We start from the raw sequence: 16,284 nt of genomic DNA, 5'->3' as shown, positions 1-16,284 counted from the left end.
TTTGGTTTTTCTGTTATTTCTGCAGGAATGCTGAAACGATGAAACAGAATAAATAGAGAGGAATTCTGCATGACAACCCCTTCAACCGATTATCCCCATCTGTTCGCACCGCTTGATCTGGGGTTCACCACGCTGAAAAACCGGGTGTTGATGGGCTCGATGCACCTTGGCCTTGAAGAAGCTCCGAACGGCTTTGAACGGATGGCGGCCTTTTATGCTGAGCGGGTAAAAGGCGGCGTTGGATTGATTGTCACCGGCGGTATTGCGCCTAACCCTGAAGGGGGTGTCGTTGCTGGTGGGGCGATGATGGTGAGTCAGAAAGATGTAGATAACCACCGGATTGTCACCGACAGAGTGCATGCGGAAGGCGGTAAGATCTGCATGCAGATCTTGCATACCGGGCGCTACGCCTACAACCCGAAACTGGTTGCCCCATCAGCGTTGCAGGCACCGATTAACCCCTTTCCACCCCATGAAGTGACCACTGACGAGATTGAGCAACAGATCGAGGATTTCGCTCGCTGCGCCGGGCTGGCGCAGCAGGCCGGTTATGATGGCGTCGAGGTAATGGGCTCTGAGGGTTATTTTATTAACCAGTTTATCGCCCGCCGTACTAATCACCGGGATGATGAGTGGGGGGGCGAATACGACAACAGGATCCGCTTCGCGGTAGAGGTGGTGCAGCGTATCCGGCAGAGGGTGGGAACCGATTTTATTATTATTTTTCGGCTATCGATGCTGGATCTGGTGGAGGGGGGCAGTAGTTATGAAGAGATTGTTACCCTGGGGAAAGCGATAGAGAAGGCCGGTACAACGATTATCAATACCGGAATCGGCTGGCATGAAGCGCGGATTCCGACCATTGCAACAAAAGTGCCCCGAGCCGCGTTTACCTGGGCAACCGCTAAAGTCCGTCAGGCCCTTTCGCTGCCAGTGATCACCTCAAACCGGATCAATATGCCTGAGGTGGCTGAACAGGTATTGGCCCGGGGAGATGCGGATATGGTGTCGATGGCCCGTCCGTTTCTGGCCGATCCTGAGTTTATCCGCAAAGCGGAAGAGGGACGCAGTGATGAGATCAATACCTGTATTGGTTGTAATCAGGCCTGCCTGGACCATATTTTTGCCGGCAAGCTGACCAGCTGTCTGGTGAACCCGCGCGCCTGTCATGAAACTGAACTGATCATAACGGCTGCGGCTAAGGTTAAAAAGCTGGCGGTCATCGGTGCCGGACCAGCCGGGCTTGCGTTTGCCACAACCGCTGCACAACGGGGGCATGAGGTCACCCTGTTTGACGCGGCATCAGAGATTGGCGGGCAGTTTAATATCGCCAAACAGATTCCGGGTAAGGAGGAGTTTAATGAGACATTGCGCTATTTCAAACGTCGCATTGAGCTGGACGGCGTTCGCCTCAAACTGGAGCACCGGGTAACGGTAGATGAGCTGCAACAGAGCGATTTTGATGAGGTGATTATCGCGACGGGTATTATCCCCCGGGTTCCCGATATTGAAGGCAGGGATCATCCAAAAGTGTTGAGTTATCTGGATGTTATCCGGGGAGCAAGAGTTGGGGCCCGGGTGGCGGTGATCGGTGCCGGAGGGATCGGTTTTGATATCAGTGAATATCTGACCCATCAGGGGGTATCAACCAGCCAGAATATTCCCGCCTTTATGCGCGAGTGGGGGGTAGATATGAGACTGCAAGCCCGGGGCGGTGTGGAGGGTATTGAGGCGGCTCCGGAGCCTGCTGCGCGCAAGATCTGGCTGCTACAGCGTAAAACCTCTAAAGTGGGCAATGGACTGGGTAAAACGACCGGGTGGGCTCACCGTCTGGGCCTGCAAAAGCGGCAGGTGGAGATGATCGCCGGTTGTGAGTATCAGCGTATCGACGAGGCGGGTTTGTACCTTAAAGTGAACGGTGAAGAGCGGCTGCTGGAGGTGGATAACGTCGTCCTCTGTGCCGGCCAGGAGTCTCTGCGGGAGCTGGCCCAGGGGCTGGATAAACCCTATCACCTGATTGGTGGAGCAGATCTGGCAACCGAGCTGGATGCTAAGCGGGCGATAGATCAGGGCACCCGGTTAGCGTCAACGATCTGAGGTCCATCGATAAAACCGGGTGTTTCCCGGTTTTATCTCAGATAGAACAGCCACCGCGGCCGTTTTTGGCATGGTATTGCTGGTGGTATTCCTCTGCCCGCCAGAACTGCGCTGCGGGGGTAATTTCGGTAACGATCGGATTACCAAAAATGCCGCTTTTATCCAGCACCACTTTGCTTTGTTCCGCCATAATGCGCTGATGATCATTATGATAGAAAATGGCTGAGCGGTACTGATCTCCGATATCCGGCCCCTGACGATTGAGAGTGGTTGGGTCGTGCATCTGCCAGAAAATATCCAGCAGGGTGTCATAGCTTATCTTCTGATCGTCAAACTCCAGCTGCACCACTTCGGCGTGGCCGGTTGTTTTGTTGCAAACATCCCGGTAAGTAGGGTTCTCTGTATGACCGCCCATGTAACCGACGGCGGTTGACGTCACCCCGGGGGTGCTGGCAAAGCGTGATTCAACTCCCCAAAAGCATCCTGCTGCAAATGTTGCGGTTGGCATGCTACTGCTCCTGTTTATTCCTGAACGATTGATCTTCACCTATAGATAGATGTTAGACGGATTTTGACCTTTTGGGATCATTTTTATTTCAAAAAAAATAAATATGACACTCATGTTAAATAATGGTGCAGCGCAGCATGGGGCGCGCTGTTATGGTTCTCTTTCTCTGCGGCTGATTCAGACTGATCTTATGTAACCCTATGAAAAATAATCAATTGGCACGTTATTGGCGTGCTGCTTGCTATGCTTTGTTCAGTTAATAACTCTTTTGCTCTGCAAAAAGACTATCTGTAAGGGGAACGTCAATGAACAAGTTTACTAAAACGCTTATCGCTTCTGCTCTGCTGTCCGTTTCTGCTACCAGTTTTGCCGGCGTTTCGGCAAACGTCGGTGCCATGAGTGACTATTGGTTCCGCGGTCTGGATCAGTCCGGTGATGGAGGTAATGCCAGCATGATGGGAGGGCTGGATTACGAAAGCGATATGGGCTTCTATGCGGGCACCTGGCTGGCATCCCTGCCAAGTGATCTGGAATATGACCTGTATGGTGGTTATAACGGCTCCTATAAAGATTTTAGTTATGGTGTTGGCGTTATTGCCTATCTGTATGACAAATATGATGGTGACTACTTTGAATACAATCTGAGCGCGGGTTATGGGCCGATCTCCGTATCATACAATATTGGTACACTGGATGAGTCCGGCGCCCCTGATGTGGATTACACCTTTGCCAGTATCACAGGTGAGTATGAGGGGGCTTATCTGACGTACGGTGTTTACGGTGATGATGTCGATGGCTCCTATTTTGAAGCAGGCTATGGTATGACCTATGAAGGGCTGGATATGTCAGTTGCGGCGATCTTCCCGGATGATGATAACTCTGCCAATGCCTGGGTCAGTGATACCGACAAACTGACCTTTACCATCAGCAAGAGCTTTGATCTGTTCTAAAGAGTTTGGTTTAAAGGGAGTGCTTTGCGCCTCTCCTCAGTCGTTAACGTAAACTGGTTTTACCCCGGCAGCGATGTCGGGGTATTTTTTTCTCTGCCTTTTGCATTAAAAAAGCCGGGCAGCACTGTGAGCGCTGACCGGCTTTCAAGAGTGTTATTGATGATCAGCTGTTGGCTAATGCATCGAGCTTCTGTTTCAACAGGCCCTGAACCTGCCCCGGGTTCGCTTTGCCTTGCGACGCCTGCATCACCTTGCCCATAAAGAAGCCGATCATCTTGCCGCGCTTATCGGGCTCAGCACTGACATACTGATCAACCTGAGGCTGATTCGCTGCGATCACTTCATCGACCATCGCTTCGATGGCACCTGTGTCGGTCACCTGTTTCAGACCTTTCGCTTCGATCACTTCATCTGCGCTGCCTTCGCCAGCCCACATCGCCTCGAACACCTGCTTGGCTATTTTGCCGGTAATGGTGTTGTCTTTAATCCGAAGCAGCAAACCACCGAGCATTTCGGCGGTGACCGGAGATGCTGTGATATCGGTATCATTCTGGTTGAGATGTTTTGACAGCTCGCCCATCACCCAGTTAGCGGCCAGTTTGGCATCATCCGCAATGTTGGCGGTGGTTTCAAAATAGTGGCTCAGGTCCCGATAGGCTGACAGCACCATCGCATCGTATTCGCTCAACTGATATTGCTCGATAAAGCGGGCCTTACGGGCATCCGGCAACTCCGGCAGGGTACTGCGCAGTTTTTCTACATACTCGTCATCGATGACGATCGGCAGCAGGTCAGGGCAGGGGAAGTAGCGGTAATCGTTTGCTTCCTCTTTGCTGCGCATCGAACGGGTTTCATCTTTATTGGCATCATAGAGGCGGGTTTCCTGAGTGATGGTTCCGCCATCCTCCAGCAGATCAATCTGCCGTTCGATCTCGCCCTTGATCGCTTTCTCAATAAAGCGGAAAGAGTTGATGTTCTTGGTTTCGGTGCGGTTGCCGAACTTTTCCTCGCCCTTGTAGCGCACTGACACGTTACAGTCGCAACGGAAAGAGCCTTCGGACATGTTGCCGTCGCAGATGCCCAGGTTGGTAACGATTGAGTGGATCTTTTTAACGTACGCGACCGCCTCTTCAGCGCTGCGCATATCCGGCTCGGAGACAATCTCCAGCAAGGGGGTTCCGGCCCGGTTAAGGTCGATACCGGTCATGCTGGGGAACTCTTCATGCAGTGATTTACCGGCATCCTCTTCCAGGTGTGCCCGGGTGACGCCAACCCGTTTGGTGGTGCCGTCTTCCAGCTCGATATCTACATGGCCGATACCCACAATTGGGTGGAACAGCTGACTGGTCTGATAGCCTTTGGGCAGATCAGGATAGAAATAGTTTTTCCGGTCGAACACCGAGGTGTAGCCGATCTCAGCATCGATTGCCAGGCCAAACAAAACCGCCATCCGTAACGCTTCAGCGTTAAATACCGGCAGAGTGCCTGGCAGTGCCAGATCGACGGCACAGGCTTGTGTGTTGGGTTCAGCGCCAAACGCGGTGCTGGCCCCGGAAAAAATTTTGGACTTAGTCGCCAGTTGGGCGTGAATCTCAAGCCCGATGACTGCTTCCCATTCCATTTTGTAAACCTCTTAGTGCAGCTGCTTTAAGGTGATTGCCTGAGCGCTGCTACGTTATATTCTGTTTCGCCTCTGTCCGCTGCTTAGCGGGCCGGAGTCTGACGGTGCCAGTCGGTTGCTTGCTGGAACTGATGGGCAGCATTCAGCAGACGTTCTTCAGCAAAATAGTTGCCGATCAGTTGCAGGCCGACAGGAAGTCCGTTGGCAAATCCGCAGGGGATCGACATGCCGGGCATGCCCGCCAGGTTCAGGGAGATGGTGAAAATATCTTCCATGTACATCGCCACCGGGTCTGAGGTTTTTTCCCCCAGTTTGAACGCCGGATGTGGCGTGGTGGGCCCCATGATGATATCGACTTCCGCCAGCACGTTAACGAAATCCTGCTGGATCAGGCGGCGGATCTGCAGAGCCTTTTTATAGTAGGCATCATAGAATCCTTCGGACAGGGCATAGGTGCCGACCATGATGCGGCGTTTAACCTCTTCACCAAACCCTTCACCGCGGCTGCGTTTATACATATCTTCCAGGTCAACCGGATCGTTGCAACGGTAGCCGTAACGGACACCATCAAACCGTGACAGGTTGGAGGAGGCTTCTGCCGGAGCGATGATATAGTACGCCGGAATAGCCAGGTGACTGTTTGGCAGGCTTACCTCTTTGACCGTTGCGCCCAATGCTTCGAACTCTTTGATGGCGGCCTGAACCTGAGCCGTAATCTGCGGATCGATCTCATCGGAGAAGTACTCTTTAGGCAGACCAATTTTCAGCCCTTTGAGAGAGTCATTCAGTGTCAACGTATAATCCGGCACCGCTTTATCGATGCTGGTGGAGTCTTTGGGGTCGAATCCGGCCATCACATTCAGCATGATTGCGTTGTCTTCAGCGGTGCGGGCCATCGGGCCGCCCTGGTCCAGTGAAGAGGCGTACGCGATCATGCCGTAACGGGAGACCCGGCCATAGGTGGGCTTCAGTCCGGTGATGCCGCACAGTGCGGCAGGCTGGCGAATCGATCCGCCGGTATCTGTGCCTGTGGCACCCGGTACCAGGCCGCCAGCAATGGCCGCTGCTGAGCCGCCCGATGAACCCCCCGGTACACACTCGGTGTTCCAGGGGTTGCGGGCCGGTCCATAAAAACTGGATTCATTGGAGGAGCCCATGGCAAACTCATCCATATTGGTTTTGCCCAGACTCACCGCGCCGGCACGGTTGAAGTTTTCAATCACCGTGGCGTTGTAGGGCGAGATAAAGTTATCCAGCATCCGAGATCCGCAGCTGGTGCGAACCCCTTCGGTGCAGAAAATATCTTTGTGGGCGATTGGCAGACCGGTAAAGGGGCCTGCTTCACCAGCGGCGCGGCGCTGGTCAGCCGCCTGAGCCTGGCTTAGCGCCTGCTCTTCGGTAACGGTGATGAAACTGTTTAAAGCGCCATCTTCAGCCTTGATCCGGTCCAGGTAGCTCTGGGTCAGCTCAACGCTGCTGAATTCACCAGCGGCTAACCCCTGCGCCAGTCCGGCGAGTGTCTTTTCTAACATAACGTGTGTAAATCCTTAAACGGGTGTCTGGTCCGAAATTATTCGATCACTTTAGGGACCTGGAACAGTCCTGCTTCAACGGCCGGGGCCACGGTTTGAAGATGATCGCGCTGATTTCCTTCGCTCACCTCATCAATACGTAAACGCTGAATGGCGTCCATCGGGTGTGCCATCGGGGCGATATCATCGGTGTTGATGGCCTGCATCTGGTCGACCAGGTCAAGAATATTGCTGAGATTTTCAGCATATTCCTGAATATCTTGCTCGGCGATATTTAATCTTGCCAGATGAGCGATCTTTTCGACGTCTGTGCGGTCTAAAGACATTATTGGATTCTCATTGCTATGGAATTTGGTCTGATAACTAAATAAAGCGCTACGTTAACACATTTGCAGCTTGCCCAAAATCCCCGCCATTGCTACAGTGGGCCTGTTTTTTTGATCAAGTGAATGTGCAGTCGCACAATCTAAGGCGGACAACCGATGTTTAAGAAGATTCGAGGGCTTTTTTCCAGTGACCTTTCTATTGATCTGGGCACTGCCAATACCCTTATTTATGTTCGCGATAAAGACATTGTACTGAATGAACCCTCAGTTGTTGCTATTCGTCAAAGCAGCAATGGGGCGCAGAAAACCGTAGCCGCAGTCGGTACTGATGCCAAACGGATGTTAGGTCGTACTCCGGGAAATATTACCGCAATCCGGCCCATGAAAGATGGCGTTATCGCAGATTTCCATGTCACTGAAAAGATGCTGCAGCATTTTATCAGTAAAGTGCATGGTAATAGTTTTCTAACCCCCAGCCCCCGGGTTCTGGTGTGCGTTCCCTGTCAGTCTACTCAGGTTGAGCGCCGGGCTATCAAAGAGTCAGCCATGGGCGCCGGTGCCCGCGAAGTGTATCTGATTGAAGAGCCGATGGCTGCTGCTATTGGCGCTGGATTACCAGTTGATGAGGCGAATGGTTCAATGGTGGTGGATATCGGTGGTGGTACCACTGAGATCGCTATTATCTCCCTCAATGGTATCGTCTATGCGGAATCAGTACGGGTCGGTGGTGACCGGTTTGATGAGGGGATTGTAACCTATATCCGCCGTAACTATGGCAGCCTGATCGGTGATGCCACTGCGGAGCGGATTAAACAGGAGATCGGAACTGCTTATCCGACCTCTGAAACTCTTGAAATTGATGTGCGCGGGCGTAACCTGGCCGAGGGTATTCCCCGCAGCTTTACGCTTAACAGTAATGAGATTATGGAAGCGCTGCAGGAACCTCTTTCGGCGATTGTGCAGTCGGTTAAAAGTGCGCTGGAGCAGTGTCCTCCAGAGCTGGCATCTGATATTGCAGAACGGGGGATTGTGCTGACCGGTGGTGGTGCATTATTACGTAACCTGGATAAGCTGATCAGCGAGGAGACCGGTTTACCGGTAATCGTTGCTGATGATCCACTGACCTGTGTTGCCCGCGGTGGTGGTCGTGCTCTGGAATTGCTGGATAAGCATGCCTTTGAATTGCTTACCTTTGAATAAGTCTGAATGATCTGAATGGTTGATTTACCCGCTCAGATGGAGCAGTTCCGGCTGGAGGTGTTCCATCGCTAGTATATTTAGCAACGGGTCCTTACGGGCCCGTTTTGTCGTTCTGTTACTGTTATCGCTGGTGCTGATTGTACTGGACCTTAAATGGGCCAGTATGCATCAGACTCGTTCCTACCTGTCGCTGTTGATCACGCCACTGCAATGGATTGTTGATACGCCTGCGCAGGTGGCTGATGATCTTAGTGATGTTCTGGTGACCCGTAGCCAGCTGGCCGATGAAAACCGCCGTTTGCGCCAGGAGGCCCTGCTGTTAAAGCAGCGGGTGCAGCAGGTGTCTGCGCTCACCGCAGAGAATGTTCGCCTGCGGGAGTTGCTCAATGGTCGTCAGCGACTCGAACAGGATGTTTTCCTCACCGAGCTGATTGGTGTCAATCCGGATCCATTTCAACATCAGATTATCCTTAACCGGGGTTCAGAAGATCATGCCTATGTTGGTCAGGCGGTGCTGGATTCCGGTGGTATTATGGGACAGGTAGTTGAGGTGAGTCACTATACCAGCCGGGCGATGCTGATCACCGATTCGCGACACGCCATCCCGGTTGAGGTCAATCGCAATGGTTTTCGCTCCATTGCGCTGGGAAATGGTTCTGTGAATCAGCTTGAGCTGGTGCATGTGCCTGATACCGCCGATATTCGTGAAGGCGACCTGCTGGTGTCTTCCGGGCTGGGTGGACGTTTCCCGCGGGGCTATCCGGTCGCTAAGGTGGTCAGTGTACAAAGAGATCCGGGTGAGCCGTTTGCGCTGGTCAAAGCGGAACCCGCCGCCATGCTGAATAAGAGTCGCCATATCTTGCTGGTAGATATGCCGCAAGCGCCGGAGCTGCCTCCCGAAGATAAACCGTTACACACTGAGAAACTAAAGCCTCAGCAGGCCGGTATCGACGTGCAGGAGAGTGAGGGTGAATAATCAGGGAGGCGGTGGCGGATCGATTATCCTGGCCACCTTTCTGGTGGGCTATATGCTCAGCCAGATGCCCCTGCCGCAATTTGCCGAGTGGTTCCGGCCTGAGTGGGTAGCGATGATTCTTATCTACTGGGTGATGGCGCTGCCGGAACGGGTGGGACTGGGGACTGCTGCCCTGGTGGGGCTGGGACTTGATCTGATCAAGGGCAGCCCGATGGGGTTGAATATGCTGTCACTGCTGATTATCGCTTACCTGACATTGCTATTATATAAACGGTTGCGGATGTTCCCTCTGGTGCAGCAAGCGGTGATGGTGATGGTGCTGGTGGGCATAAATCAGTTGATCTTTAACTGGGTTCACAGCTTTATGGGAACTCGCAGCGACAGCCTGATCTTTCTGCTGCCAGCCCTGATGAGCGCTGTTTTGTGGCCCTGGCTGTTTGTTGTTCTGAGAGGGTTACGCCGGACTTTCAGGGTGTCCTGAGCTGGTGATACTTGCTATGACTGATTCTGATTACCCGGATACTAAGGTTGCTGAGATTAAAAATACGGCTGCTGACGACGGCACTTCCGAATGCGGTGACGTTTTAAATGGCGCCTTGACTAACCATCCCCCTCAGTTGGTGCTTGCATCTGCTTCACCGCGGCGGTCAGAGTTGCTGCAGCAGATTGGTGTGAGTTGTAGTGTCAGGCCGGTTGATATCCCCGAGGTTGTCCGGCCAGGTGAACTGCCGCAGGAGTTTGTTGCCCGGCTTGCCCGGGAGAAAGCTTGCGCAGGGTTGGCCGAAGCCGCAGAGGGAGCGATAGTGCTGGGGGCCGACACGGTAGTCGTCAGTGATGGTATGATCCTGGGTAAGCCGGTTAACCGGGAAGATGCGTTGGTTATGTTGCAGCAACTGTCAGGTTCCCGGCATCGGGTTATGACGGCGGTAGCAGTAACAAACCGGGAACGAATTCTCTCTCAGGTAGTCACTACAGAGGTAGAGTTCCGAACATTGAGTCTGACTCAGTGCGAGCGCTACTGGGATACCGGCGAACCCTGTGACAAGGCCGGGGCATATGGTATTCAGGGGTTAGGCGCGGTTTTTGTTGCTAGTATTAATGGCAGTTACTCGGCCGTGGTAGGCCTGCCACTGGCAGAAACGGCAGCGCTGCTGGAAAAATTTGGTATCCCGGTATGGCAGTAGAGATCAGCCTCTGCTGGCTCTGATCATATGAGTGCTGTCTGTTACTTCTTAAGGTAAGCGTTCTGTGTGCTTTCTGTGCGGGTATCTGGATTGGTGTGTTGTTAAATTCATGACGATAAGGGTACTTGCAGGTTCAGGGTACAGTACCAGAGATGACTGATGGTGCCTGTTGATAGGGTCGCCTAGGGATGGATTATGAGCGAAGAGATACTGATTAACTTTACCCCCATAGAGACCCGTGTTGCTGTTATTGAAAATGGTATGCCACAGGAAATCTATGTTGAACGGGCGGAGCGCCGGGGCATAGTCGGTAATATTTATAAAGGTAAGGTGGTGCGGGTACTGCCTGGAATGCAGGCTGCATTTGTTGATATTGGCCTCGAACGGGCCGCGTTTATCCATGTGGACGAGTTGCAGCATCCCGAAGATGAAAGCAATGGTGGCAATGGGAAAAGCAACCTGACCATCAATCGTTTGCTGCGTGAGGGACAGTCTCTGATTGTTCAGGTTACCAAAGATCCTCTCGGTACCAAAGGCGCCCGCCTGACCACCAATCTCTCGATACCCTCGCGATATCTGGTTTATATGCCGGGCAATGAGCATATCGGTATCTCTCAGCGGATTGAAGACAGTGAAGAGCGGGAGCGGCTGCGTAAAGCGGTTGAAGAGGTGGTGGCCGGGATGGGCGATCAGAACGCCAGCGTGGGGGGCTTTATCCTGCGAACCGTCTCAGAAGGGGTTTCAGAAGCTGAACTGAAGCAGGATATTCTGTTTCTCTGCCGTCTGTGGGAATCGATCTCCCGTAAAGTTGAAGAGTATAATGCACCCTCCTGTATCTATGAAGACCTGCCCCTGAATATGCGGGCGTTACGGGATATGGCCCATGCCGGAATCGAGCGTATCCGGGTCGACTCAAAAGAGACCTTTCAACGCTCTCAGCAGTTTGCTGAGGCGCTGGTGCCCGAGATCAGCGGCATCCTCGAATACTATCCTGGTGAACGGCCTATCTTTGACCTCTATAATATTGAGGAGGAGATTCAGAAAGCGCTGGGCCGCAAAGTTGAACTGAAGTCCGGCGGCTATCTGATTTTTGACCAGACCGAAGCGATGACTACGGTGGATATTAACACCGGGGCCTATGTCGGACACCGTAATCTGGAAGAGACCATCTTTAAAACCAATCTGGAAGCGGCTACGGCGATCGGTCGTCAGCTGCGGCTGAGAAACCTGGGCGGCATCATTATTATCGACTTTATCGATATGCTGGATGAAGACCATCAGCGTCAGGTGTTACGCACTCTGGAACGGGTGCTGGAAAAGGACCATGTGAAGTGCAAGGTGACCGGGGTGTCGGAGCTGGGGCTGGTGGAGATGACCCGCAAGCGGACCCGGGAGAGTCTCGAGCATATTCTCTGTGAGCCCTGCGAACATTGTCAGGGACGGGGGTCGGTGAAAACACCGGAAACCGTCTGCTATGAAATATTCAGAGAGATTCTGCGACAGCACCGTGCTTATGAGACCGACTCCTATCTGGTGCTGGCGTCAGACAAGGTGGTGTCGATGTTGCTGGACGAGCTTTCCGACCACGTGGCTGAACTTGAGGCTTTCATCTCTAAAACAATCCGTTTTCAGGTCGAACCGATGTATGGCCCGGAACAGTATGATGTGGTGCTGAAATAGTTGTGTCATCTATCGGGCGGATATTAAGGGCGTTAAATCGCTGGCTGGGCTGGGTCCTGGTTATCGTCATCCTGACGATCGCTCTGTTAACCGTTGTTGTCAGACAGCTTCTGCCCGGGGTCTGGGATTACCGCACAGATATCGAACAGTACCTGAGTGGTCGCTTGCACACCGAAGTCACTATTGGCGAAATTAATGCCAGTTGGGAGGGCCGTTTTCCCCGGCTGTTGTTGCAGAATGTGGTGATTGCCGATCATCGTTCCCACAATATTGGTCGGATCGAACTGGGACAACTGGTGCTGGGGCTCAATCCTGTCAGTAGTCTGCTCAAGTGGCAGCCGGTGCTCAGCAAGGTGGAGATCTGGTCGCTGCATACGCAGGTAAAACTGGTTCGCTGGCCTCATCCGGCGACGACCGACGCAAGCTCTGCAGCGTCAGATTCCGCCACAGATCCCCTGGCAGCTCTCTGGTTGCAGCCACATATATTTTTTTACGATACTCAGGTTGATCTGACGCTGCCATCGGGTAAACAGCTGTTGCTGCAGAGTGAACGGTTTAACCTGGAAAACAGTCGCCGCCAGCACCATTTCGCCGGGGAACTGCAGGTGACGTTTGAGCAACGCCAGGCAGCAGCCACGCTACGAATTGAATCGGACAGCTATCAGTTTGATCCGAAAACCACCAACTTTGATTTTTATCTGAAACTGGCAGGGGTTGATACTCCGCTGCTGGATGCTGCCCGGGAGTTGTTTCCGGTACCTGAGACACTTGAGCAACTGGAACTGGCAGCTGAGATCTGGGGGAATTGGTCTGAAGGGCGTCTTACCCGGGTGTTTGGCGGTCTCGATACCGGACGGTTACAGCTGCTCACCGCGCAACAGGCGATGCCTGAACTGTCGATAAAGGACCTGACCACCCGCTTTGCTCTGTTACAGCCTGAGCGGCGTAACTTCCAGTTGCAGATCGATGACTTTTCCGCCCTGATTAATGACCAGCCACTGGCGTTCCCGCAGTTGGTGGTTAACCGTCAGCAGGGGCGGATCGCTTCGCTGGCGCTGGCGGAGTTTGATATTACTGCAGCCGGTCAGTTTATCGGCAAACAGCCGTTCCTGTCGGAACCTCTTAAAGCGGTGCTGGACGAGGTTGCTCCGACCGGAGTAATCCGTAACCTGGTGGTTGAGTGGCCCATACCCCCATCGGCGCTAACGGCGGATGCTGATTCAGAGGGTGACAAGCCGGATAGCTCTGGGGTTAATAACCCGGCAACGCCGCTGGTTGACGCTCAGGGTTCTGCAATCCAGAGGACAGTCTCGCAAGGTACCGTCACTCAAAGTACAGCCCCTCAAAGTACAGTCACCCTGAATGCTGAAACCGGTACTCCGGAAACAGCAGTGATCGTGACGCAGGAGGAGGCGCTGACAGAGCCGCAGACGAAAGCTTCTCCTGACGATAAGGCACAGGACTGGACTCAGCTGAGCCTGCAAGGGGATCTTGAGGATGTCGCCTTTAACGCTGCGTACGGTGCTCCGGCTATGTCCGGAGTGACGGGACTGCTGCAACTGGAGCATGGGCAGGAGGGCTTACAGGGGCGAATCGATCTGGAGAGTGATCGGATGGGGCTACACTTTCCAGAGGTGTTTGATCAGGGCTGGGAGTTCACTAGCGCTCGCGGCACCACCCATATCAGTCTGGCAAACAATACCCTGCACCTGAGTAGTGAGCATGTCACACTGCATAAACCAGGTATCAATGCCAGTGGCCGATGGAGTCTCTATCTGCCACTGGAGCATGATATTCAGAGTGAGCTGACGCTGCTGATCGGCGTAACAAACTCAGATGGCAGTCTGGCGCCTGAACTGATCCCAGACCATGATATCGATCCGGGGATTAAACAGTGGGTGGTTCAGTCTGTTAAACAGGGGCAGTTGAAGCAGGGGGGATTTGTGCTGCATACCGGAACCCGCAGTATCCCCTCGCGTCAGCCACCGACCGTGCAGATGTTTATGGATATAGCCGGGGCTGAGGTGGATTATCAACCTGGCTGGCCGGCAGTCCGTGCAGCCGATGCCTCGTTACTGCTGCGGGATCAGGGGCTGGCGATCAGCGTCAGTGACGGGCTGATCCAGGATAGCAAAATAGAGCATGGCTGGGTCTATCTGCCGCCTGCGTCTCATGATCTGCATCTGATTGCCGCGGTTAATGGCGACAGCGCGGATATTGGCAAAACCCTGCTGGAAAGCCCTGTGCTGGGCGCCGGCAACGATGAGTTGCAGAGCTGGCAGCTCAGTGGTGCGGCTGAGACCCGTCTGAAGCTTACGATCCCCTTGAATGGGGGGGAACCGGCCGTTGATGTCAGCAGCGATTTTTCTGACCTGAAACTGGTATCTGCAAGCCGTGATCTGACTATCAGTAAACTGGCGGGGCGTATCGGCTATCAGAATGATGCCGGGTTGTATGCGAAGTCGCTGACGGGGAGGTTTTTTGATCATCCACTGAGTGCATCGATTGAAACAACCGGGAAAAAGCAGGCTGAGAGAATTACGGTGGGGTTAAAATCATCGATTACGATGGCCCGGTTGAGAGAGTGGAGCGGTATCGATATGCTGGCGGTGGCTCAGGGAGATCAGCCCTATGAAGCCGATCTGGATATCTGTATCCGTGCAGATTGCTCCGGGCTGACGGTGCGGTCAGACCTGAAACAGGTAGCCCTCGAGCTCATTCCTCCCTACAGTAAACCTCCGGGAGAGGCTTTACCCTTTCTGTTACGCGCCGATTTTGAGTCACCTCAAACCTTTAATATCAAAGCCGGTGATCAGCTGAGCGTCTGGCTGCAACTTGAGCAGGGGCGGTTTAGCCGGGGACAACTGGTATTGGGTATGGGGGATGCACGACCAACCGCTTATGAGGGGTTGGAGATCACAGGCCGTCTTAACCGGCTGGACTATGAACAACTGAATACCATGCTACAACGGGCAGGTATTATGACCGGCTCTGCTTCTGCCTCTGCCTCAGCCGTTGCCAGGGATAGTCAACGGCAGATGATTGCGGTGCAGGGGGGCGTCGATGTGTCGGAACTGAGATATTCTGATCTGCAGATGAAGGATGCCAGGCTGTCGCTCAATCGTCGTGCTGACAGCTGGGGTGTAGGGGTCTCGGGAGCCGACCTTCAGTTGCAGGTGACGGTCCCGGATAGTGCTGCGATTGCGCCGCAATTGCTGTTTGAACGGCTCAATCTTGACGCACTGCTCTCGCAGCGAGCAGAGGCTGAGGATCAACAGGCAGTATTAATTCCGGAGCAGGTTGTTGCCGCCATTCAGCCGGGGGTGTTGCCCGATCTGGATATCGATATTCGCGATCTGATTGTGAAGGAGAAGCGCTGGGGAGACTGGCGTTTTAATCTGCGAAACCGGGGCGATAACACCTATATCGAGAATATTGTGGGTCAGCTAACAGACCTCAGCGCCCGGGGTGATATCGTCTGGCGGCCGGGCAAGCCGAGTCAAAGCGAGATGACGCTCAGAATTGAAGCCAGGGACCTCGGCCGGGCACTGAAAAGTGCCGGATTTGCCAAAGTGTTGGAAACGGAAAAAACCGAGGCTGATCTGCAGCTTCAATGGCCGGGTGCTCCATGGGAATATGCGCTTGCCAGTTCCGATGGCAGTCTGAAGTTTGTCGCCCGCAATGGGCGCTTAATTGAGGCCGGTAGTGGTACCGGGATATTGCGGGTGTTTGGTATTCTCAATATGAATGCGCTGGGACGGCGTCTGAAGCTGGATTTCGCTGATCTGTTTGCCAAAGGTGTCAGTTTTGACCGGATGGAAGGGAATTACCGCATGGCGGATGGTGTGGCGTCGACCAATGAACCTTTTGTGATGCGTGGGCCTTCTGTTGATATGGCGATGAGTGGCGATATCGACCTGGTAAACGAAACAGTGAATCAGCAGATGGCAGTGACACTGCCGGTAACCGATAACATACCTCTGGCGGCCGTGTTGTTGGGCGCACCGCAGATCGCCGGACTGGCATTTCTGCTGGATAAGCTGATCGGGGATGAGGTTAAAAAAGAGTTTGCCACCGTGACTTACACGATGGAGGGGGACTGGAGCGATCCGAAAGTCGAACTGCTGCAGAAGCCTGAGGCCGCCAGAGAGGCGACCAATCTCAAATAGGTCTTAAATAGGGGGCGCAGGGCCCGGTACCGCTACGCTAC

Annotated in this window: 12 protein-coding genes; 8 read left to right on the top strand and 4 right to left on the bottom strand. The window is 53.5% G+C overall.

The window, feature by feature from the left end; genetic code table 11:
• The first annotated feature begins 69 nt into the window (after positions 1–69).
• A complete protein-coding gene (locus BMY09_RS10740; RefSeq protein WP_091357731.1) occupies positions 70–2,097 on the top strand; it encodes an NADPH-dependent 2,4-dienoyl-CoA reductase in 2,028 nt (675 codons plus the stop codon).
• Between the two features lie 37 nt (positions 2,098–2,134).
• Here the strand turns inward: BMY09_RS10740 and msrA are convergent, their stop codons facing one another.
• On the bottom strand, positions 2,135–2,605 hold the full coding sequence (gene msrA / locus BMY09_RS10735; RefSeq protein ID WP_091357728.1) for a peptide-methionine (S)-S-oxide reductase MsrA: 471 nt from the start codon (positions 2,603–2,605) through the stop codon (positions 2,135–2,137).
• A gap of 305 nt (positions 2,606–2,910) precedes the next feature.
• Between msrA and BMY09_RS10730 the strand changes: the two genes are divergently transcribed.
• The gene (locus tag BMY09_RS10730) at positions 2,911–3,555 is read left to right on the top strand and encodes a TorF family putative porin (RefSeq protein ID WP_091357725.1); all 645 of its coding nucleotides are present in this window, start codon (positions 2,911–2,913) and stop codon (positions 3,553–3,555) included.
• Between the two features lie 163 nt (positions 3,556–3,718).
• On the opposite strand, the gene gatB is transcribed toward BMY09_RS10730, so the two are convergent.
• The 3 genes from gatB to gatC all read right to left on the bottom strand — a co-directional run bounded on the left by gatB (position 3,719) and on the right by gatC (position 7,034).
• Positions 3,719–5,176, bottom strand: a complete 1,458-nt coding sequence (gene gatB, locus BMY09_RS10725; RefSeq protein ID WP_091357723.1) for an Asp-tRNA(Asn)/Glu-tRNA(Gln) amidotransferase subunit GatB — start codon at positions 5,174–5,176, stop codon at positions 3,719–3,721.
• 83 nt (positions 5,177–5,259) lie between these two features.
• Complete coding sequence (gene gatA, locus BMY09_RS10720) at positions 5,260–6,708, bottom strand: Asp-tRNA(Asn)/Glu-tRNA(Gln) amidotransferase subunit GatA (protein ID WP_091357720.1); 1,449 nt, start codon at positions 6,706–6,708, stop codon at positions 5,260–5,262.
• Between the two features lie 38 nt (positions 6,709–6,746).
• Positions 6,747–7,034: an Asp-tRNA(Asn)/Glu-tRNA(Gln) amidotransferase subunit GatC gene (gatC, locus tag BMY09_RS10715; RefSeq protein WP_091357718.1), complete on the bottom strand. Its 288-nt coding sequence runs from the start codon at positions 7,032–7,034 to the stop codon at positions 6,747–6,749.
• A 156-nt stretch (positions 7,035–7,190) separates the two neighbouring features.
• On the opposite strand from gatC, the gene BMY09_RS10710 reads away from it, so the two are divergent.
• From BMY09_RS10710 to BMY09_RS10685, 6 genes are all read left to right on the top strand, one after another.
• A complete protein-coding gene (locus BMY09_RS10710; protein WP_091357716.1) occupies positions 7,191–8,234 on the top strand; it encodes a rod shape-determining protein in 1,044 nt (347 codons plus the stop codon).
• 19 nt (positions 8,235–8,253) lie between these two features.
• Positions 8,254–9,210, top strand: a complete 957-nt coding sequence (gene mreC, locus BMY09_RS10705) for a rod shape-determining protein MreC (protein ID WP_261832947.1) — start codon at positions 8,254–8,256, stop codon at positions 9,208–9,210.
• Positions 9,203–9,691, top strand: coding sequence for a rod shape-determining protein MreD (gene mreD, locus BMY09_RS10700; RefSeq protein WP_091357713.1), 489 nt, complete (start codon positions 9,203–9,205; stop codon positions 9,689–9,691). Before mreC ends, mreD begins: the two co-directional genes overlap by 8 nt.
• A 16-nt stretch (positions 9,692–9,707) precedes the next feature.
• Positions 9,708–10,394 (top strand): Maf family protein, encoded by a 687-nt coding sequence (locus BMY09_RS10695; protein WP_091357711.1) that lies wholly within the window; start codon positions 9,708–9,710, stop codon positions 10,392–10,394.
• A 195-nt stretch (positions 10,395–10,589) separates the two neighbouring features.
• Positions 10,590–12,074, top strand: a complete 1,485-nt coding sequence (gene rng / locus BMY09_RS10690; protein ID WP_091357708.1) for a ribonuclease G — start codon at positions 10,590–10,592, stop codon at positions 12,072–12,074.
• Between the two features lie 2 nt (positions 12,075–12,076).
• On the top strand, positions 12,077–16,243 hold the full coding sequence (locus tag BMY09_RS10685; RefSeq protein WP_091357705.1) for a YhdP family phospholipid transporter: 4,167 nt from the start codon (positions 12,077–12,079) through the stop codon (positions 16,241–16,243).
• Positions 16,244–16,284: the final 41 nt, after the last annotated feature.

This window comes from Amphritea atlantica (assembly GCF_900111095.1).
GTDB classification, from domain to species: domain Bacteria; phylum Pseudomonadota; class Gammaproteobacteria; order Pseudomonadales; family Balneatricaceae; genus Amphritea; species Amphritea atlantica.
The sequence above is the reverse complement of the archived record's forward strand: the minus strand, read 5'-3'. Positions and strand labels throughout refer to the sequence as shown.